The sequence below is a fragment of the Spirosoma migulaei genome, assembly GCF_054776855.1.
In genome coordinates this window covers 213,862-232,553 of the sequence record NZ_BAAHBG010000008.1, presented here as the reverse complement: position 1 = coordinate 232,553, position 18,692 = coordinate 213,862, and the positions used below count along the sequence as shown (strand labels likewise).

16 protein-coding genes are annotated in these 18,692 nt (G+C 51.7%); 11 read left to right on the top strand and 5 right to left on the bottom strand.

Annotation, left to right across the window (positions count from 1 at the left end; genetic code table 11):
* Positions 1 to 135 precede the first annotated feature (135 nt).
* From ACYVGO_RS10545 to ACYVGO_RS10535, 3 genes are all read left to right on the top strand, one after another.
* Positions 136 to 3,351 carry an efflux RND transporter permease subunit gene (locus ACYVGO_RS10545; RefSeq protein WP_460969228.1) on the top strand — a complete coding sequence of 1,072 codons (3,216 nt, stop codon included), beginning with the start codon at positions 136 to 138 and terminating at the stop codon, positions 3,349 to 3,351.
* Between the two features lie 295 nt (positions 3,352 to 3,646).
* A complete protein-coding gene (locus tag ACYVGO_RS10540) occupies positions 3,647 to 4,984 on the top strand; it encodes a TolC family protein (protein WP_460969245.1) in 1,338 nt (445 codons plus the stop codon).
* A gap of 60 nt (positions 4,985 to 5,044) precedes the next feature.
* Complete coding sequence (locus ACYVGO_RS10535) at positions 5,045 to 5,476, top strand: DUF2147 domain-containing protein (protein ID WP_460969227.1); 432 nt, start codon at positions 5,045 to 5,047, stop codon at positions 5,474 to 5,476.
* Between the two features lie 63 nt (positions 5,477 to 5,539).
* Here the strand turns inward: ACYVGO_RS10535 and ACYVGO_RS10530 are convergent, their stop codons facing one another.
* Complete coding sequence (locus ACYVGO_RS10530; RefSeq protein WP_460969226.1) at positions 5,540 to 6,121, bottom strand: TIGR04282 family arsenosugar biosynthesis glycosyltransferase; 582 nt, start codon at positions 6,119 to 6,121, stop codon at positions 5,540 to 5,542.
* Between the two features lie 91 nt (positions 6,122 to 6,212).
* On the opposite strand from ACYVGO_RS10530, the gene ACYVGO_RS10525 reads away from it, so the two are divergent.
* The 3 genes from ACYVGO_RS10525 (at position 6,213) to ACYVGO_RS10515 (ending at position 9,266) form a co-directional block, all read left to right on the top strand.
* The gene (locus tag ACYVGO_RS10525; RefSeq protein WP_460969225.1) at positions 6,213 to 7,034 is read left to right on the top strand and encodes a purine-nucleoside phosphorylase; all 822 of its coding nucleotides are present in this window, start codon (positions 6,213 to 6,215) and stop codon (positions 7,032 to 7,034) included.
* A gap of 172 nt (positions 7,035 to 7,206) precedes the next feature.
* Positions 7,207 to 8,523: a family 1 glycosylhydrolase gene (locus ACYVGO_RS10520; protein WP_460969224.1), complete on the top strand. Its 1,317-nt coding sequence runs from the start codon at positions 7,207 to 7,209 to the stop codon at positions 8,521 to 8,523.
* A 5-nt stretch (positions 8,524 to 8,528) separates the two neighbouring features.
* Positions 8,529 to 9,266 (top strand): SDR family NAD(P)-dependent oxidoreductase, encoded by a 738-nt coding sequence (locus ACYVGO_RS10515; RefSeq protein WP_460969223.1) that lies wholly within the window; start codon positions 8,529 to 8,531, stop codon positions 9,264 to 9,266.
* A gap of 54 nt (positions 9,267 to 9,320) precedes the next feature.
* Here ACYVGO_RS10515 and ACYVGO_RS10510 read toward each other — a convergent pair whose 3' ends face one another.
* A complete protein-coding gene (locus ACYVGO_RS10510) occupies positions 9,321 to 10,886 on the bottom strand; it encodes a hydroxymethylglutaryl-CoA reductase (protein ID WP_460969222.1) in 1,566 nt (521 codons plus the stop codon).
* 79 nt (positions 10,887 to 10,965) lie between these two features.
* Between ACYVGO_RS10510 and ACYVGO_RS10505 the strand changes: the two genes are divergently transcribed.
* Together ACYVGO_RS10505 and ACYVGO_RS10500 are read left to right on the top strand one after the other, a co-directional pair.
* The gene (locus tag ACYVGO_RS10505; RefSeq protein WP_460969221.1) at positions 10,966 to 11,733 is read left to right on the top strand and encodes a TIGR04283 family arsenosugar biosynthesis glycosyltransferase; all 768 of its coding nucleotides are present in this window, start codon (positions 10,966 to 10,968) and stop codon (positions 11,731 to 11,733) included.
* Positions 11,734 to 11,805: 72 nt separating this feature from the next.
* Complete coding sequence (locus ACYVGO_RS10500) at positions 11,806 to 12,696, top strand: sterol desaturase family protein (RefSeq protein ID WP_460969220.1); 891 nt, start codon at positions 11,806 to 11,808, stop codon at positions 12,694 to 12,696.
* On the opposite strand, the gene ACYVGO_RS10495 is transcribed toward ACYVGO_RS10500, so the two are convergent.
* The 3 genes from ACYVGO_RS10495 to ACYVGO_RS10485 all read right to left on the bottom strand — a co-directional run bounded on the left by ACYVGO_RS10495 (position 12,674) and on the right by ACYVGO_RS10485 (position 15,586).
* Positions 12,674 to 14,095 carry a dihydrolipoyl dehydrogenase family protein gene (locus ACYVGO_RS10495; protein WP_460969219.1) on the bottom strand — a complete coding sequence of 474 codons (1,422 nt, stop codon included), beginning with the start codon at positions 14,093 to 14,095 and terminating at the stop codon, positions 12,674 to 12,676. The genes ACYVGO_RS10500 and ACYVGO_RS10495 overlap by 23 nt on opposite strands.
* 7 nt (positions 14,096 to 14,102) lie before the next feature.
* Positions 14,103 to 15,149, bottom strand: coding sequence for an arsenosugar biosynthesis radical SAM (seleno)protein ArsS (gene arsS, locus ACYVGO_RS10490; protein WP_460969218.1), 1,047 nt, complete (start codon positions 15,147 to 15,149; stop codon positions 14,103 to 14,105).
* 104 nt (positions 15,150 to 15,253) lie between these two features.
* A complete protein-coding gene (locus ACYVGO_RS10485; protein WP_142774428.1) occupies positions 15,254 to 15,586 on the bottom strand; it encodes an arsenosugar biosynthesis-associated peroxidase-like protein in 333 nt (110 codons plus the stop codon).
* 280 nt (positions 15,587 to 15,866) lie between these two features.
* Here ACYVGO_RS10485 and ACYVGO_RS10480 point away from each other — a divergent pair, with 280 nt between their 5' ends.
* The 3 genes from ACYVGO_RS10480 (at position 15,867) to ACYVGO_RS10470 (ending at position 18,540) form a co-directional block, all read left to right on the top strand.
* Positions 15,867 to 16,451, top strand: a complete 585-nt coding sequence (locus ACYVGO_RS10480; protein WP_460969217.1) for a fasciclin domain-containing protein — start codon at positions 15,867 to 15,869, stop codon at positions 16,449 to 16,451.
* A 38-nt stretch (positions 16,452 to 16,489) separates the two neighbouring features.
* Complete coding sequence (locus tag ACYVGO_RS10475) at positions 16,490 to 17,821, top strand: DUF2254 domain-containing protein (RefSeq protein WP_460969216.1); 1,332 nt, start codon at positions 16,490 to 16,492, stop codon at positions 17,819 to 17,821.
* Positions 17,822 to 17,979: 158 nt separating this feature from the next.
* Positions 17,980 to 18,540 (top strand): hypothetical protein, encoded by a 561-nt coding sequence (locus tag ACYVGO_RS10470; RefSeq protein WP_460969215.1) that lies wholly within the window; start codon positions 17,980 to 17,982, stop codon positions 18,538 to 18,540.
* The last annotated feature ends 152 nt before the right edge of the window (positions 18,541 to 18,692 follow it).

Here is an 18,692-nt window from a genome sequence, read left to right as displayed (position 1 = left end):
AATGAACAATGTAAAATGAATAGAACACGTAGTAATCTACTGACGATCAGCGAATAGCCCATCATCCATTTTACATTATTCATTACCCATTTTACATTATCCATTACCCATTATTCACCCATTTCTCAGGCTCCTATGTTTACAATCTTCGTTAAAAGACCCTTACTCTCCACCGCCATTTCGGTACTTATTGTGCTGATGGGTGTTCTGGCCCTGACGGGTCTGCCCGTTACGCAGTTTCCCGACATTGTACCGCCATCGGTCACCGTAACGACTAAATACACCGGGGCCAGCGCCGATGTCTGCGTGAAAGCCGTGGCTACCCCGCTCGAACGAGCCATCAATGGGGTGCCCAACATGACGTATATGACCTCCATTTCGGGCAATGATGGCACTACCCTGATTACCGTTTTCTTTAAAGTCGGTACAGACCCCGACCTGGCGGCCGTCAACGTGCAAAACCGCGTGACAACCGTCATGGACGAACTGCCCGAAGAAGTGATCAAGGCGGGGGTCGTCACCGAAAAAGAGGTGAACAGTATGTTGTTGTACCTCAATATTGTCAGCGACGATCCGAAAGTGGATGAAAAATTCATCTACAATTTCGCCGATATCAACGTACTGGCCGAGCTAAAGCGGATCGACGGCGTGGGTTTTGCCGCCATTATGGGTAGCCGTGATTACTCCATGCGGGTGTGGCTCAAACCCGACCGCATGACGGCCTATGATGTATCGCCCGACGAAGTGGTGGCCGGGATTCGCAAGCAGAATGTTGAAGCTGCACCCGGAAAAGCGGGCGAAAGTGCCGACCGAGACCCGCAGACGCTTCAATATGTACTCCGCTACACCGGTAAGTTTTTTGAACCGGCCCAGTACGAAAACCTCATCCTGCGTACCAACGCCGACGGCTCTCCCCTGCGCCTGAAAGACGTGGCCGACGTTGAATTCGGCTCGCTGGATTATGGCGTACTCTCCAAAAACGACGGACGCCCTTCGGCGGCTATCATGCTCAAACAACGGCCCGGCTCCAACGCCAGCGATGTGATTGCCAATGTAAAAACGCGCATGGCCGAACTGAAAGAAAGCTCATTTCCATCGGGCATGACCTATAATTACGCTTATGATGTATCCCGATTCCTGGATGCTTCCATTCACGAGGTAGTCCGTACGCTGATCGAAGCGTTTGTGCTGGTATTCATCATCGTGTTCCTGTTTTTGCAGGACTGGCGGTCTACCTTGATTTGTGCTCTGGCCGTGCCGGTGGCCCTGATTGGTACCTTTGCGTTTATGAGCCTGATTGGTTTCTCGATCAATCTGCTCACCCTGTTTGCGCTGGTACTAGCCATCGGGATTGTGGTCGATAATGCTATTGTGGTGGTCGAAGCGGTTCACGCTAAAATGGAAGAACTCCACTTAACGCCCCGAGCCGCTACGTTTTCGGCCATGAGCGATATTGCCGGGGCCATTGTGGCCATTACGCTGGTGATGTCGGCGGTGTTTATACCGGTGGCCTTTATGTCGGGGCCAGTAGGCATTTTCTACCGGCAGTTCTCGCTCACCCTGGCTATTGCCATTGTCATTTCCGGCGTTAATGCCCTAACGCTGACCCCGGCCCTGTGTGCGATTCTGCTCCGGCCCGTTCATGGCCAACAGACCGGGTTTCTAGGCCGCTTCTTTACCCGATTCAACCGGGGTTACGAATCACTGGCGGGCAAGTATCAGGGCTTATTAAGCCGAATAGCGAATCGTAGCGTCGTAACCTGGGGGCTCTTGCTGCTATTTATTGTGGCTACCTGGGGTATCAGCACCGTTCTGCCCGGTGGTTTTATCCCGACCGAAGATCAGGGCATGATTTACGTCAACGTAACCACTCCCGCCGGGGCTACCGTCGACCGAACGGAGAAAGTCATGGACGCCATCGAAGCGATTGCTGCGGAGCAGGAATCGGTCGAAAACGTATCGACGCTGGCGGGCTATAGTCTGCTGACCGACGGCGCAGGCGCTTCTTATGGCATGGGCATGATTAACCTGAAGCCCTGGGAGGAGCGCCACGTATCGATGCAGGAGTTGATTGCCACGCTGGAGGAAAAAACCAAAGGCATCACCGATGCGACGATTCAGTTTTTTCCACCCCCAACTGTACCGGGATTCGGTAATTCAAGTGGTTTTGAGTTACGGATGCTGGACCGGGGGCGTAGTGGCGATCTGACCCAAACGGCTAAAGTAGCGCAGGACTTTATTGCGGCATTGAAAAAACGGCCCGAGATCAGTGACGCCTTTACCAGCTTCGACCCCAATTTTCCTCAGTATTTATTGCATGTCGACCAGGAAAAAGCGTCGCAGAAAGGGGTCTCCATCGACAATGCCATGAGCACGCTGCAAACGATGATGGGCAGTTTTTACGCATCCAACTTCATTCGCTTCGGACAGATGTACAAAGTGATGGTACAGGCCGCTCCCAGCTACCGAACCAAGCCCGAAGATGTACTAAACATGCGTGTTAAGAACGACCAGGGCGAAATGGTACCCTATTCCAACTTCGTTACCCTGGAACGCGTCTATGGACCCGAGCAACTGACCCGCTATAACATGTACACCTCGGCCATGATCAATGGGGATGCCGCACCCGGATACAGTAGTGGTGACGCAATCCGGGCTGTTCAGGAAGTAGCATCTCAGGTATTGCCCAAAGGCTACGCCTACGAATGGTCGGGCATGTCGCGGGAGGAGGTCGAGTCGGGGAATCAGGCCATCTACATTTTCGCGATCTGTTTAGTGTTCGTGTACATCCTGCTGATGGCGCAATATGAGAGTGTGTTCTTACCCCTCTCCGTTCTGTTGTCGCTACCCACGGGTATATTCGGTTCCTTTTTCTTTCTGTACCTGCTGGGTTTACAGAACAACATCTACGCGCAGGTGGCCCTGGTGATGCTCATTGGCTTGCTAGGTAAAAATGCGATTCTGATTGTCGAGTTTGCCAGTCAGCGGCAGAAGGAGGGCCTACCCATTCTGAAAGCAGCGGTGGAAGGGGCCGTTTCTCGTTTACGCCCTATTCTGATGACCTCCTTTGCCTTTATCGCGGGGCTGATTCCGCTCTGCATGGCCTCGGGTGCTGGCGCGTTGGGCAACCGATCCATTGGAACGGCAGCGGCTGGCGGTATGCTCACCGGAACACTGTTCGGGCTGGTTATCGTACCCGGTCTGTACGTGTTCTTCGCCAAACTCGCCGAACGGTTTCAATCCAAACCCCCGGTCGATGGCGAATCGCAGGACCACTACACCCAGGAGACCGAAATCGACATCATGCATATATCCACCCAAACGCACGTAAATGGAAAAGTCATTCAATAAATCAGCTAAAAATAGCCTCAACATCTTGAATAGGAGAACTATTTCACGTTCTAATAAACCTTTTGGCCAGACAATACGTGCTATGAGCCTTGTCCGCTTATATACCCCTAAATCCCCTAAAGGGGACTTTGTCCAAAGACGAGTCAAGTCCCCTTTAGGGGATTTAGGGGTTGATCCTCGCAGAACGTTCATTAAGCCTTTGCTCCGGTTGTTAGCCCCGTGTAGTGTGGCCTGTTTACTCTTGCTGAGTAGTTGTCAGTTGCCCAATACCATACTTCAATCCGCAAACCGGCCTATGCCTGTTTCCTTTGCGGGTCATTCGGATTCGGTTGGGATTGCCAGCCAGAACTGGCGGACATTCTTTGCCGACCCGCAACTGACGCAACTGATCGACACTGCGCTATCCAGCAATCTGGATTTGCGAATTGCAACCCAACGGATCGAAATGGCCAGAGCTTCCTTTACCTACAGCCAGGGTTTTCTAGCCCCGCAGGTCAACGCGGTGGCCTCGGCGGGAGTAGATCGCTATGGTCAGTATACCATGAATGGCGTGGGTAATTACGACACGAACTTATCGGACAATATTCGGGGGAGTCAGCTGACGCCCAATCCCACGCCCGACTATTTTCTCGGTGCCCGCAGCACGTGGGAAATCGATATCTGGGGAAAACTGCACAACCGAAAAAAAGCGGCTTACCTGCGATTGCTGGCTTTCGAAAAGGGGCGTCATGCCGTTGTAACCGCCTTAGTCGCTGAAATTGCCCGGCACTATTACGCGCTATTAGCCCTGGATGGCGAACTGGAAATCCTGCAAAAGAACATCGATTACCAACAAAACGCGCTGGCATTAGTTCGTATTCAGAAAGAAGCGGGCCGGGTTACTGAGTTAGCCGTTCAGCAATTCACGGCCCAACTGCTGAATACGCGCAGTCGGCAGGGGCAGGTTCAACAGCAGATTGTGGAGAACGAGAATCAGATGAATCGGCTACTGGGTCGGTATCCCCAACCCATTGCCCGGGGCAAATCCCTTCAGGAGCGAGAGTTGCCCGGCCAAGTGCTGACGGGCATTCCGGCGCAAATGCTGGTTCGTCGGCCTGATATCCGGCAGGCGGAACTTGATCTTCAGGCGGCCAATATTGACATTGACGTAGCCCGCGCCGAATTTCTGCCTAGTCTTAACCTGACGGCTTATCTGGGACTGAACGCTTTCCGAACGGCGGTGCTGTTCAACCCGGCGTCCATCGCTGCGGGTTTGCTGGGTGGTTTGTCGGCCCCCATCCTGAACCGGCGTTCGGTGAAAGCCAACTACCAGCAGACGGTGGCCCAGAGTCGGGAGTCCCTGTATCGGTATCAGCAGGCCATTCTGACCGGTTTCAGCGAGGTGTCGACCCAACTGCGGGGCGTCGAGAATTTTCGTTCGGTCGCTGAGTTACAGGCGCAGGAGGTAGCCGTTTTAGAACAGGCCGTTTCAACCTCAAACGATCTGTTTCGGGGTGGGTATGCGTCGTATCTGGAAGTAATCACGGCTCAACGGAGCGTGCTGGAAGCCGAACTGGCCCTCATCACCACCAAACAGTCGCAGTTTCTGGCAATAACGGATCTGTATCGGGCGTTGGGGGGTGGTTGGGAGTAGATTGGAAAACTCTCGAAAAAAAACTATAGTTTTACTTAGTATCAACAAATCTGGTTTATTGTGAACAATCCAAATGAGTCTAACGCTATATTCATCCATCAGCCTCTCCAATGGTTTATAGTACTGCTTTTCCTCCTGCTTGGCGCAAAAGCAGACCAATCTGCAGACCGAATCATAGGCCGGTGGCAATTTCCTTCCAAGGGATCTAGCGTTGATATTTACCGAAAAGGTAATCTCTATTTTGCCCGTGTAGCCGAGGTTGATCAGGCAGGCGAGCAAAACTTTGGCTTAATGAAAGATAGTCTTCTCATCCGCGACCTCCGTTTCGATGGAGAGGTTTGGTCTGGGGGACGCTTAATTCACCCAAAGACTGGAATGTCCTTAAACGCTGAAGTACAAATGTTCAGGCCGCAGGTCATAAACGTAACCATCTATAAAGGCATCAAACTACTTCACCGGAAATTCATAATGACTCGTCAGGAAAAGCAATAGTTTTTTGCAACGTTCCTGATAATTCACGTTTCAAATCTGTCAACTACTGCCCTTCGCAACGGATTATAGATACCGTTCATAGTCGGCCCATTCGTCAATATCGGTCAACTCATCAAGTCGGGCGAAGGTCCGATTATGTTGTAGAATCGCCAGTTCCGTGAGTTGGCAAAGTTCCGGCTGGCTCCAGGGCATGTCCTGAAATAGAAAGGGCTGTAGCTGATTCATCCCCAGTAAATAATACCCTCCATCGGTAGCCGGACCAATCACTACGTCCGTCGTATCAAGTACATTAAGCGCCCGGCGGATGTGGTCGGGGGTGATGGGCAGGCAATCGCTGCCAATGATTACGACTTTTTTGGCACCGGCGGCAAACTGTTCCCAAAAGGCATTCAACATGCGCTCACCCAGATCGACGCCGGTTTGCTGATGCTTTGGGTAGTTGTTCCAGCCATCATCCGGGTTGATAAAATCACCGTAGTACACGACACACTCGTCGGCGAAATCTTTTACAAGTTGTTGGGTATAACCCAGCAGGTGCCGATACACCTCAACCGCTCTGGCATCCCCTACGGTACGGGCGATCCGGGTTTTTACCTGACCCGGAATTGGGTTTTTAACAAAAACAATCAGACGGTCGACGGTCATGGATACACGGGACAAATGCGTACAGAATAACTGGCAGCTATCCGCCAAACGGCTAACTTGCAGAAAAAGTTAGACTAACGATCCAGTTTATATGCTTGAACAGATTCAGCAGGCGACCCAGTTTATTCAGTCAAAAACGCAGGTAACACCACGTATCGGGATTATTCTAGGCACCGGCCTGGGTGCGCTGGCCCAGGAGCTGACCATTGAGACTACCTTACCCTACGAAACGATTCCACACTTCCCGCTATCGACCGTTGAGTTTCATTCGGGCAAATTGCTGTTGGGTACGCTGGAAGGCAAGCCGGTTGTAGTGATGCAGGGGCGCTTCCATTTTTACGAAGGCTATTCCATGCAGCAGGTCACCTTTCCGGTTCGGGTGATGCACGCACTGGGCGTTCGAACCTTGCTCGTGTCTAATGCAGCCGGGGGCCTGAATCCGGCTTTCCAAACGACTGATTTGATGGTCATTGACGACCATATCAGCCTGTTACTCCCGCAAAATCCACTGGTAGGCCCCAATCCCCCTGCGTTCGGCGACCGCTTCCCGGACATGAGCGAACCCTACAGCAAATCCCTGATCGATCAGGCGTTTGCCCGAGCCACAGATTTAGGCATTCCCCTCAAGCGGGGTGTGTATGTAAGTGTTACGGGACCTCAACTCGAAACGCGGGCCGAGTACCGAATGCTACGCCAATGGGGAGCCGACGCCGTAGGTATGTCGACCGTGCCCGAAGTGATTGTGGCCAACCAAATGGGAATGGCTGTTTTTGGGGTGTCGGTTATCACGGATATGTGTTTACCCGACACGCTGGAAAAAGCCGACATCACGAAGATCATAGCAGCGGCCGGAACTGCCGAACCTAACCTGACCCGACTCATGAAAGCACTGGTTGGTCAGCTAAGTGACTGACCGTTCATCCTGGCTCTGGCTGACTGTTTGAGGAAGGTAGCTTTTCAGCCCTAACAGAAAATGGGCTTAATCTCCTCTTAATCCTCCTTGGTAAACACTCCCGGTACGTACAGGTTAATGGATTAAGCAGCGGCAATCAAAATTATTGACTGTGCCTCTGTTTCTCCAGCGTATGGTCACACACTTTATGTTTGCCACGGGCATCGAAAATAGCAATCCAACGATTCAGGGTGGTACCTATCGTCAGGATGAATTAGCGAAATGCGGTCATTATCAGCACTGGCAAACGGATTTTGATTTGGTCGAGCAACTGGGCATTCACTTTCTGCGCTACGGCCCGCCCATCCATACCACCTTTCTGGGGGCCGGAAAATACGACTGGTCTTTTGCCGACCTGACGTTTGGCGAACTGCGCAAACGCGATATTGTGCCCATTGTAGACCTGTGTCATTTTGGCGTGCCCGATTGGATCGGCAATTTCCAGAATCCCGATTTTCCGGCACTTTTTGCCGACTATGCCCACGCATTTGCCAGGCGGTTTCCCTGGGTTCAGCTCTATACCCCCGTCAATGAAATGTACGTCTGCGCCGAGTTTTCAGCGCTGTATGGCTGGTGGAATGAGCAACTTCGAACCGATACTGCTTTTGTGAACGCCCTGAAGCATATCGTCAAAGCGAACGTACTGGCCATGAGCGCCATTCTGGAAGTAAGACCCAATGCCCTGTTTATCCAGAGTGAATCGTCGGAGTATTTTCATGCCGAAAATCCGGCGGCTATCAAACCCGCCGAGATTCTGAATGCCAAACGCTTTCTGTCGCTCGATCTCAACTATGGTCGCCGGGTCGATTCGGAGATGTACGAATACCTGATGGACAACGGCATGACCCGAGACGAGTATCACTTCTTTATGGGTCATAACCTGAAGCAGTATTGCATTATGGGAAATGACTATTACCAGACCAATGAGCATCGGGTATCGGCCGACGGAAGCACGCGGGCATCGGGTGAAGTATTTGGCTACCATGTCATTACCACACAGTACCACGATCGGTATCGACTACCGGTTATGCACACCGAAACCAATCTATGGCAGGGGCCAAACGGCGACGAAGCCGTAAACTGGCTTTGGAAAGAATGGGCCAACGTATTGCGGGTCCGGAATGACGGCGTGCCGATGGTGGGCTTTACTTGGTATTCGCTCATCGACCAGGTTGACTGGGATTCAGCCTTACGGGAAAACAACGGCACCGTCAATCCGCTGGGTCTATGCGACCTCAATCGGCAGATTCGGCCCGTTGGTCAGGCCTACAAACAGCTTATTGATGATTGGCGGCAAGTATTGCCGGCCCAGAGTGTTTGTCTGGAAGTGCCGATTGTCAGGCCCAGTGAGAGTGAGCAACCCTGGGCTTACCAGAAGCAGAAGGAGGCTAAAGTGGCTCGACAGAATGTCACCAATACCGTTTCCAAAACTAACCAGCCCGACGCGTAAATACGATGCGATTTAAAGATAAAGTAGCGATTGTTACCGGCGGTGCCAGCGGCATTGGCCTGGCGGTAGCCAAACGGCTGGCTTCGGAGGGAGCTCGACTGGTGCTGGCCGATCTGCATGAAGACGCCCTCAATAAAGCGTTGCCCGACGTGAAAGCAGCCGGTGCGCCCGATGTTTGGGGTAGTGTTTGTGATGTCTCTGTTGAAGCCCAGGTAGAAGCCACCGTCGAGGGTGCGCTAACACGATTTGGCAGGCTGGATGTGGTTGTCAATAATGCCGGACTTATGCAATTCAAGGCGCTGGAAGAATTGACCGGTGATGACTGGCTTCGTATCCTGACTGTCGATTTGCTGGGTGCGTTTTACTTCACCAAACAGGCCTTTCTGCATATGAAACCCGGCGGCAGCGTAGTGAATGTGGCCAGTATCCACGCGATTGAAACCGAACCCCTGGTGGCTCCTTACGCAGCGGCCAAGGCTGCGGTACTATCGCTGACACGTTCGGCTGCTCTGGAGGGAAAACCTAAAGGCCTTCGAATCAATGCCGTTTTGCCCGGTGCCATCGACACGCCCATGTTGTGGAACAACCCAAATGTAAAATCTGGCGTAGAGAAGATTGATCGGTCCACTGTTGGCAAACCGGAAGATGTAGCGGCTACCATTGCGTATCTGGCATCAGACGATGCAGCTTTTGTACAGGGAACTGAGGTCCGCGTAGACGATGGTCGACTTGATCGGCTGTAGGGCAGTTCTCCCCTTTCTAGCGCAGAAATTATAAGTAATCCAATCCAGTAGTAGCTAGCTTTTCGCCTGCCTGGCCGATTCATGGCTGGATACCCAGTCCAGCGAGGAGATGGCTGCGGCCAGCGACAGTTCACCAGCCGCTACGACACCCGCCACAATCTCGGCGAATTTATAGACCTGCCCTGTACCGGAACAACCCAGTATGTTCAGGCATTCCTGCTGGGTGGGTAGACCCGTGCCTCCGCCAACGGTACCGACAATAAGCGAGGGCAACGTAATGGAGCCGTATAAATCGCCGTTGGGCAATAGTTCAGACGTAGTAATAGCAGCCGACGACTCCGCCAGACAGGCCACATCCTGACCCGTGGCAATGAATAAAGCGGCCAGCCCATTGACCGAATGCAGGCCATTGTTGTTCGTTCCGGCCATAAACGCACCTACATTCCCGATGCGGGCGTGTCGGTCGAGTTGCTCCGGTTCGACCTGTAATTCACGGAGGAGTAACTCTTTAGGAATAGTCACCTCGGCCGTTACGCGCTTACCCCGCGTTTGCAGCGTGTTGACAAACGATGGCTTCTTATCGGTCGCCAGATTGGATTCCAGATAAAAATGCTCCACATCCGCCACCTGTTGAAGCAGAAAATTGCAGGCCGCCAGTGTGGCTTTACTAACCATATTCTGGCCCGCAGCATCGCCCGTTGTATAGCCAAACCGCAGAAAAAGCAGACGTCCCGCCTGATAGGGTGTTATATACTTGAGCTTAGCATACCGCGACGTTGCCTCGGCTTCCGAACGCAGCTCCGGTTCATGCTCAGCCACCCAGCGAGTCAGGTCACGGGCAGATCGGGCATCCCGCATGACAAAGACCGGTGCTCGCTGCATACCTTCGTCGATGACCGTGCAGGTAACGCCACCGCATTGGTTGAGGAGTTTTATACCGCGATTATAGGATGCCACCAATGTACCCTCGGTAGTTGCTAACGGAATCAGAAACTCCCCTTTAGCATATTCGCCATTAATGAGCAGGGGGCCAACCAGACCAATAGGCACTTGCGCAACCCCAACGAATTGCTCGCAATTGCCCCGAACAAGCGCCGGATCGAACGCGACCGTCGTGAGGTAATTGGGTGATGTTTGGGTATACTGACGCAGAAAGTCCTGCCGCTCCCGAATGATTTCCGGCGACATATCATCAACCGGATGGCGCGGAATCGTAGCGTTTTTTTGCCCTGGTACACCCTCAGGTTGGATTTGCAAATCATCCTCAATGGTAATCGTCAACGTACCGAATGGCCGCGACTGGAGAATTACTTCAATCATGTGCCGACCGGGAGCCAGCGGTGCGGCAGTTGCCTGAACCACAACCTTCCGGCGCAGGGGGAACGCCAGTGGATTCGCGCTGGATATGGCACTGACTCTGACGGCTGCGTTGCCATCCAGTTCAAGGGTAAAGGCTTCGGGTGGGTAGATTTGGCCATCAATACGAACCTGCGTCAGTCCCGTAAACTGGGCGTCGGCCAGGCGGTTCTTCAGCGAAAAGGTAAATCCAGTGGATGTATTGTGTAAACTGCTGCGGGTATAGAGCTGCTTTAACAGCACATTGGGTATAAATCGAAACATAGTTGTTTTCTTCTACAGCAAAGGGTCCAGCACAAGGTAAACTCTCCGAACAAGAAAACAGTTATTTGGCAAACAGCTTGTGACAAGTATCTCCATCATTATCCCAACGGTCAATGAAGAACGGACACTGGCCCGAACGTTTCGGCAGCTTCAGCAATTATACCCCGCTCCCGACGAGCTGATTGTGGTTGATGGAGGCAGTACCGACCAAACGGTGTCAATCATTAAGCAGCAGATCCAACTGCAAACAGGCCTGACTGATTATCCCCCAATCCGGCTGATCCAAAGTCCGGTTGCCCGTCGTTCCTATCAAATGAATCTGGGGGTTCAGGCAGCTACGGGCGAATACCTCTGTTTTCTTCATGCCGATACGGCCCTGCCCGATGATGCACTGCTGGTGATCCGTGACACGCTGGCCCAACCTACGGTAGCGGCAGGCGGGTTTATATCACTGATGCGCGGTCCACTGAAAACCCGCTGGGTTACCTCGTTTCATAACTTCATTAAAACGTATTACGCTCCGCTCTTTTTCCGGCCATATTTGTTCTTTTTCAAGGGGGCCAGATTACTTTTCGGCGATCAGGTTATTTTTTGCCGACGGCAACAGTTTCTCGATTGCGGGGGATACTCCGACGATTTACCCATCATGGAGGAAGCCGATATGCTGCTTCGTATAGTGCGTTTCGGACGAATCCGACAAGTAAACCGCGTGGTCGAATCGTCGGACAGGCGATTAGTCAAGTGGGGATTCTGGCGGGCAAACGCCCTGTTTTTGTACGTAGGCGTTTTATGGGGGGTAGGCTACTCTGCCGAGAAGCTGAAACAGTTGTACGAGGATATACGGTAAGATAAAATATACCTTAACCACTATAGCTTTCCTGCTTAACTGCCCGGCCAATCATTGTAAAAACTGAACAGTATGTCCACCATCCCTTTCTTCGATTCTGTCGGCTCACCGCTACTGGTTCTGTTTTTTGCTCTGATGCTATTTCTGCAATGGCGTCGTCCGTTACGGGTGTTGCATTTTAAGCCATTGCGCCGGGTGGTTCGAAATATTGGCTTTGCCCTACCGGCCTTTGTTACGCTCCGGCTGGCCTTATTGCCGATTCCGCTCCTGGCTGCCCGGTGGGCGCACGACCATCAGGTGGGATTGCTGAACTGGATACTCCCCTCAACCAGCATTGGCACATGGGTAGGTGGCATACTGGGGTTTCTGGCTTTCGATTATGCCTATTACTGGTGGCATTACGCGACCCATAACGTGCCGTTGCTCTGGCGTTTTCATACCGTACACCATACCGATCTGGACATGGATGTCTCAACGGCCGTTCGTTTTCATGTTGGCGAATTACTGCTCAGTATTGGCTTTCGGGTACTACTAATTCTGGTGTTGGGAATTAGCTTCTGGTCGGCAATCCTCTACGAAGTATTTTTTGACACAGCCGCCCAGTTTCACCATGCCAACTGGCGGTTACCCAGAAAAGTAGAACAGCTAATCAATATTCTCTTCGTAACCCCGCGAATGCACGGCATTCACCACTCAATTGTGCGCAATGAATTCAACTCCAATTGGGGAACACTTTTTTCGGTTTGGGACCGGCTCCACGGCACCCACCGCATGGACATTCCTCAGGACGATGTTACGCTGGGAGTTCCGGCCTTTCGGGAGGAGAGCGAACTGACAATAGGCCACTTATTTCGTATGCCATTTGAGAAACAACGGGATTGGAAACTGCCCAACGGCGTCGAACCCGTTTCGCGGAGGCAATCGCCTACAGCTACGAGCGTCAATACAGCCACCGAAGAATAGTCTTCGCCCAAGCTGGAATATTTCCCTTCAATTGCTCTAAAAGAGCCGATTTGCTAACCCTCGACGCGACCGGATACGGATAGATTTTCTTCTGAATAGCGCCTGCTCCCAACCCGACCGTGCTGGCCAGAATCAAGTCCTGAATCATTTCGCCCGCCTGGGGGGCTACAATAGTCCCACCCAGTACTTTACGTTTCCCGAACAGTTTATTTCCTTTAGCCAGGTAGAGCCACTGTTTGCCGTAGGTATAATTGTCGATAACCGCCCGGTCGTCCTCCGCAAACCCGTACACGATCTTCTCAAAAGCAATTCCCTGTTGGCTAAGCTGTTTTTCCGAAAGGCCGAAAGTGGCCACTTCGGGGTCGGTGAAGGTTACCCATGAAAAATGGGTGTAGGAAACTTTCTGTTTGAACGGCGACAGGAAGTTATTAATGAGCAGGGGGGCCTGCATTTCTGGGGTGTGCGAGAAATAAAGCTGCCCCGTTACGTCGCCAATGGCATAAACGCGTGGATTGGTGGTACGCAGATATGCATCTAGTTTGAGCTTACCAGACTCCGTTTCAATACCCGCAGCTTCGGGCTGTAAGGCATCTACGTTGATCTGACGGCCAATGGCGACCAGTACAGCATCGAAGGTAAGTTGTTCTTTTGCACCGGTGTTGTCCTCCAGGATGGCGGTGGTAGCCGAGTCAAATGCACTCACCTTCGTTTGTAGCCGAAAAACAATACCCTCATTCGTCAGGCGATCCAGCAACAGCGCAGACACTTCCGGCGACTCTTTATCCAGAATACGCGCACCCGACTGTACAACCGTCACCTGCGAACCCAGCCGATGAAACGCCTGGCTCAATTCGAGGGCAACTGGTCCACCCCCAACCACCAGCAATCGGTCCGGCAGGGTAGCCGCCGTAAAAATTGTCTGGTTATCGTATTGGACAATCTGCTCTACCCCCGGAACCTGAAGCGGAACGGGTTGCGAGCCGGTAGCAATCACAATTCGCTTAGCGGTGAAGGTTTCACCCCCCGCTTCCACTCGGTCCTTTCCCGTAAAGCGAGCCGTACCGATCACCACATCGATGCCCTGCTTCCGAAAGAAATCGGCATTTTCGTGTTTACGGATCAGGTCTATTCGCTCCTGAATGTAGTGCTTGACCTGCTCAAAGTCCGGTTTGCCGGTGCTTGTTAACCCAAATTCCTGGGCCGCTTTTGCCTGATGAATAAGCCGGGAAACGTGGATGAGTGCCTTGCTCGGAACGCAGCCAGTATTCAGGCATTCGCCCCCGATGTTCCCGGCATCTTTCTCGATAAACAGGACTTTAAAACCCAGTTCGTGCATGGTCAGGCCAATGCTGAGACCGCCCGAACCGGTGCCAATAACCAGCAGATCATATCGTTTCATAGGCTTCTCAGGCGGTTGTCCCCCCGCAACTTGAACCCGCTCCGGCCGTGCAGCCGTAGCAGTGCTGATTAACAACCACGGCCCGCTGACCCAACACAGCGCCATCAAAATCCCGAACATGTTGTACCGGACTGGCAACTTTTAAATCAAGCATCTGGTTAAAATCGCAGTCGTAGATAAAGCCGTCCCAGCCAATGGAAAGCGTATTTCGACACATCACGCCCGCAGCCGCAACTGGATTAAAGCTATTGACCAGCTTCTCCATGTAGTTGTCGTAGTTACCCGACGAGATAAGGTAATCGAGATACCGGCTGATGGGAACATTGGTGATGGCATAGAGGTCGTTAAAAATCACCCCGAACTCATCCAGCAACGCTCGCTTGAACTGACGTTTCAAACTTTCCTGCGAACCGGGCAAAAAAGCCCCGTTAGGATTATACACTAGATTGAGCAACAAGCCCGAATCCGGTTGCCCATACCCAACGGCATTGAGCATGCGCAACGACCGAATGGAACTATCAAAAACACCTTTACCCCGCTGCCGGTCGGTTTTATCGGCATTGTAAAAAGGCAGTGAGCTAACCACTTCAACCTGATGCTCCCGGAAAAACTCAGGCAAATCATTGTACTTCGGATTAGCGACGATGATGGTCAGATTACAACGCACCATCACCTTCCGACCCAGTTTGCGTATTTCTTCCACGAACCAGCGAAAGTCAGGATTCATTTCGGGCGCGCCACCCGTCAGATCGACCGTCGGGATGGTTGTCTTTGCCAGCGCATCGAGACACAGTTGCATCGTTTCGCGGGTCATGATTTCCTGACGATCAGGCCCGGCATCGACGTGGCAATGTTTACAGACCTGATTGCACATCTTGCCCACGTTGATCTGAAAAACCGCCGGTTCGAGTGGCTGTAACGGAAACAGCCCGGCACTAGCCAGTTTCTGATGAAAGGGCGGCAGTTGTAACGTATCGGCCAGTTCGCTCTGCAACGACTGCAACTGAACGGCTGAGTTTGCGAGAGGATGTCCGCTGGCTTTTAGGGATTTCATAAACAAAGGGAAGAAAGGGAGGAGAGGGAAGAAAGGAAGGAAAGGGACGAAGGGGACAACTCCTTCCTCCCTTTCGTCCCTCTCTTCCTTTTTCTCCCCTATTCTTACATAGATATTTCCTTGGCTTTGTTCATCATCTGAACGCCATGCACTAGGGATGCCCCGCCCCGAATAGCAGCCGCTACGTGAACGGCTTCCATCATTTCGGCTTCTGAGCAGCCTTTCTCCAGCGTATCGGTCGTGTAGGCATCAATGCAGTAGGGACACTGGACCGTATGCGACACCGCGAGTGCGATGAGCGATTTTTCGCGGGCAGTCAACGCACCTTCGGCAAATACAGCACCGTAATAGGAGAAAAACTTGTCGGCCAGTTCTTTTTGAAACTCACCGATTTGTCCAAATTTTTTGAGGTCTTCGGGATTATAATAGGTTTCCATAAGATTGGGTTATACGGATAAATATACGAAAAACAGCCGTATGTCGATTGTAACCCGACAGTCTGCCCTTTACATGAATTGACGGGCGACAGTGGCTGGTGCTTCTGTACCGCCACTATAGACATAAGCGATCGTCACCAGCTATTGATAGAACCCAGAAGTACCTTGTTAGTTTCCTACTCGCATCAGCCCTAGCCAAAAAACAATCAACTCATCTTAAGGTTAAAGTAAAGCTGACCGTTCGGTTTGCGGAGTTCTAACCTTCTAAAAACGGTTGCTTATGGAACGGAGCTATTCGCTTATTTTTTGCCTCATCGGGGGCCTATTAATTTCCCAGTACAACCTCGTTTTCGCCCAGTCTGCACCTCCCACGTCAATGCCCGGTGCCACGTTAAAGGCAAATGGCGTAAAGACCGGCACCAGCCTGGCGCTCAGCGCGGCCCAATCGCCTGATCATACGACCTTGCTTCAGTTACTGAAAGCATCGGGTTTAACTGAGCAGGCTTCAGGCAAAGGCCCTTATACCGTATTTGCTCCGAACAATGGGGCTTTCTCGGCGCTGTCGGAACCTTCGTTGTCTGAACTATTGCTGCCTTCGAGCAAAAACCGGCTTATCAAGCTGCTGGCTTATCACGTAGTGAAAGGTCGGATAACGTCTGATCAACTGAAAGACGGTCAGACACTGACCAACCTGACGGGCCAGATATTAACCATCCATAAACAGGGGAATGACATTACCGTAGAAGATGGGCGGGGTACCGTAGCCGACGTGATTCAGGCCGATGTCAGAGCAACCAATGGCGTAGTGTATTCGATTAACAAGGTGCTTCAGCGCGACTCGCCTAAAGGGCCCATTGTCCGATAACCAGTGCTCAGGTCAATTTTGTCGCATCACACGCCTATATGCCTACCCGCCTTCGCCAGTATTGGCAACAATTGCAGGAATCCCTCTGGTTTGTACCGGGTCTTCTGGTTCTGGCTTCGTTTGGATTAGCCTATGGTCTGGTAGGGTTTGATGCGCATACCAGTTGGCATGGCGAAAAACAATTCCCGCTCCTCTTCGCGTCGGGAGCCGATGGAGCCAGAGGCATGTTATCGGCCATTGCTGGCTCCATGCTGACCGTAGCCGCCCTGGCCTTTTCGCTGACACTCGCTACCATTTCGCAGGTAAGCAGCCAGTATTCGCCCAGAGTGCTGCGTAACTTCATGCGCGACCGGGTCAATCAGGTCGTTATGGGTTATTTCGTCGGTGTATTTTCGTACTGCCTGATTGTGCTGGGTACTATTCGGGGTACCGATGAGGTGAAGTTTGTACCATCAACGGCGGTTTTGGCGGGTTTATTACTGGCTTTGGGTGGTGTAGCCGCCCTGATTTTCTTTATTCATCATATTGCCGAATCGCTCCAGACGGGTACAATTGTCCAGCACATTTTTCACGAAACAAACAACGCCATCGATGAGCTGTTTCCCGACCGGTTTGGCGAACCCATTGATGATCCAGAAAAGGCGAAAGCTGCTCTGGATTACGCCGACGAGCAGACGGGCTGGCGACCCGTTATGGCCAGGAAGACAGGCTATCTTCAGCAAATCAATACGGATGGTTTGTTGAGCTGGGCCACCCGGCACCGAGTCGTATTACGAATTGAGAAAGAGATGGGTGCCTTTATCGGCGAAGGTTCTGTACTCTTTAGTGTACGCAGTGGTATGGAACGATCTGAACCTGAAGAAGCTGACTGGCCCGATGATCTGATGGAGTATGTGAGCATAGGGCGACATCGAAACGTTGAACAGGACGTTGCATTTGGCATCCAGCAGTTAGTGGATATTACCCTGAAAGCCCTTTCGCCCGGTATTAACGATACCACAACTGCCATTATGGCAATCGATTATTTGGGAGCTGTTGGTGAACGACTGGCCCGACGTGAGTTCCCAGCCCGGTTGCGCTCGGATGGGAAACACCTGCGCGTACTGGTACGTAGTACGGATTTTGAGGATTACATCCGGCTAGCATTTGACCTGCCCCGCATTAATGCAAAAGGCAATCACGCTGTATTTCGGCGGTTGCTGCGGGCGCTGGCCCTGGTCTATGCGGCAACCTGCTCCGATGATCGGAAGCCCATCCTCCGCCAACAAGCCGATCTACTGAAAACCTACGCCAATCAAACGCTCGCTACCGACTACGAGAAGAAAAATATACAAATCCTGTACAGGAAATTATTAACGCTGTGGGCATAAGCATCGGGGACTTAGCCAAAGCTGCTTCTAATCAAATTCTAAGGTCTCGTTAAGGTCTGCCTAAGTAGTTCGGTGTTTATTAACGTAATAGCCTACAATGAAATGGCTATATGGGCCGCTTAAGGCCCTACTGAAATTTCAACGAATCCTCTACGACAATGACGGCTGAACATCCTGCGAAACAGAAAACAAGTACCTCCAAGATTAACCCAAAGCATGTGTTTTATGGTATCATTATTTTGCTGGGGCTTGGCATTAGTTATCTTCTTTTCCGGAATTGGCAATTAACCAACCAGTTTCGGCATGAGCGTAACACAATGCGCGTAACAGCAAAAAACAACCAGCTACTTGTAAACCAGCAACAGCTTACGTTTAGCATGAAAACCTTTGCCTGGGCTGTCCGAAACGCCCTATTACAAAACAAAGCAGGGGAAATAAACGAGTATTTTAACACGCTGGTCAAAGACAAAGGCGTACAGGAAATGCTATTGGTAGACGCAAAAGGGATGGTTACACTCTCTACGAACAAGAAAAATCAGGGTATCTTATTCGCAAATCGCTTCCCAGGTTATCTGCTCCAACAGCAGACTATTTATTTCAACAATAAAAACCCGTACGAACTCTCTGCCCCGGTCATGTCCACCAATAAGCGACTTGGCACGCTGATAATGTTCTACAAACCTATCCCTATTTTACCTTCAACGTTAACCGACAATTAATTTTCTTCTCGACCTTTTTGCAACCCAAGCGGGCTAATGAACCGCCCTTTGTCGGGGCCAGTATACTATAGCTTATCCCATCAATGCAAATCGATACGTCTACGAAACGGTTGGGGATTCGGGCTGATCCTAAACAACCATACGACCTTCAC

What these genes read in the sequence shown, in the direction of transcription:
- ACYVGO_RS10525 (WP_460969225.1), top strand. Translation starts at nt 6,213, where the DNA reads ATGCTTGAACAGATTCAGCAGGCGACCCAGTTTATTCAGTCAAAAACG.
- ACYVGO_RS10515 (WP_460969223.1), top strand. Translation starts at nt 8,529, where the DNA reads ATGCGATTTAAAGATAAAGTAGCGATTGTTACCGGCGGTGCCAGCGGC.
- ACYVGO_RS10510 (WP_460969222.1), bottom strand. Translation starts at nt 10,886, where the DNA reads ATGTTTCGATTTATACCCAATGTGCTGTTAAAGCAGCTCTATACCCGC.
- ACYVGO_RS10485 (WP_142774428.1), bottom strand. Translation starts at nt 15,586, where the DNA reads ATGGAAACCTATTATAATCCCGAAGACCTCAAAAAATTTGGACAAATC.
- ACYVGO_RS10545 (WP_460969228.1), top strand. Translation starts at nt 136, where the DNA reads ATGTTTACAATCTTCGTTAAAAGACCCTTACTCTCCACCGCCATTTCG.
- ACYVGO_RS10530 (WP_460969226.1), bottom strand. Translation starts at nt 6,121, where the DNA reads ATGACCGTCGACCGTCTGATTGTTTTTGTTAAAAACCCAATTCCGGGT.
- ACYVGO_RS10520 (WP_460969224.1), top strand. Translation starts at nt 7,207, where the DNA reads ATGGTCACACACTTTATGTTTGCCACGGGCATCGAAAATAGCAATCCA.
- ACYVGO_RS10480 (WP_460969217.1), top strand. Translation starts at nt 15,867, where the DNA reads ATGGAACGGAGCTATTCGCTTATTTTTTGCCTCATCGGGGGCCTATTA.
- ACYVGO_RS10475 (WP_460969216.1), top strand. Translation starts at nt 16,490, where the DNA reads ATGCCTACCCGCCTTCGCCAGTATTGGCAACAATTGCAGGAATCCCTC.
- ACYVGO_RS10540 (WP_460969245.1), top strand. Translation starts at nt 3,647, where the DNA reads ATGCCTGTTTCCTTTGCGGGTCATTCGGATTCGGTTGGGATTGCCAGC.
- ACYVGO_RS10470 (WP_460969215.1), top strand. Translation starts at nt 17,980, where the DNA reads ATGACGGCTGAACATCCTGCGAAACAGAAAACAAGTACCTCCAAGATT.
- ACYVGO_RS10495 (WP_460969219.1), bottom strand. Translation starts at nt 14,095, where the DNA reads ATGAAACGATATGATCTGCTGGTTATTGGCACCGGTTCGGGCGGTCTC.
- arsS (WP_460969218.1), bottom strand. Translation starts at nt 15,149, where the DNA reads ATGAAATCCCTAAAAGCCAGCGGACATCCTCTCGCAAACTCAGCCGTT.
- ACYVGO_RS10500 (WP_460969220.1), top strand. Translation starts at nt 11,806, where the DNA reads ATGTCCACCATCCCTTTCTTCGATTCTGTCGGCTCACCGCTACTGGTT.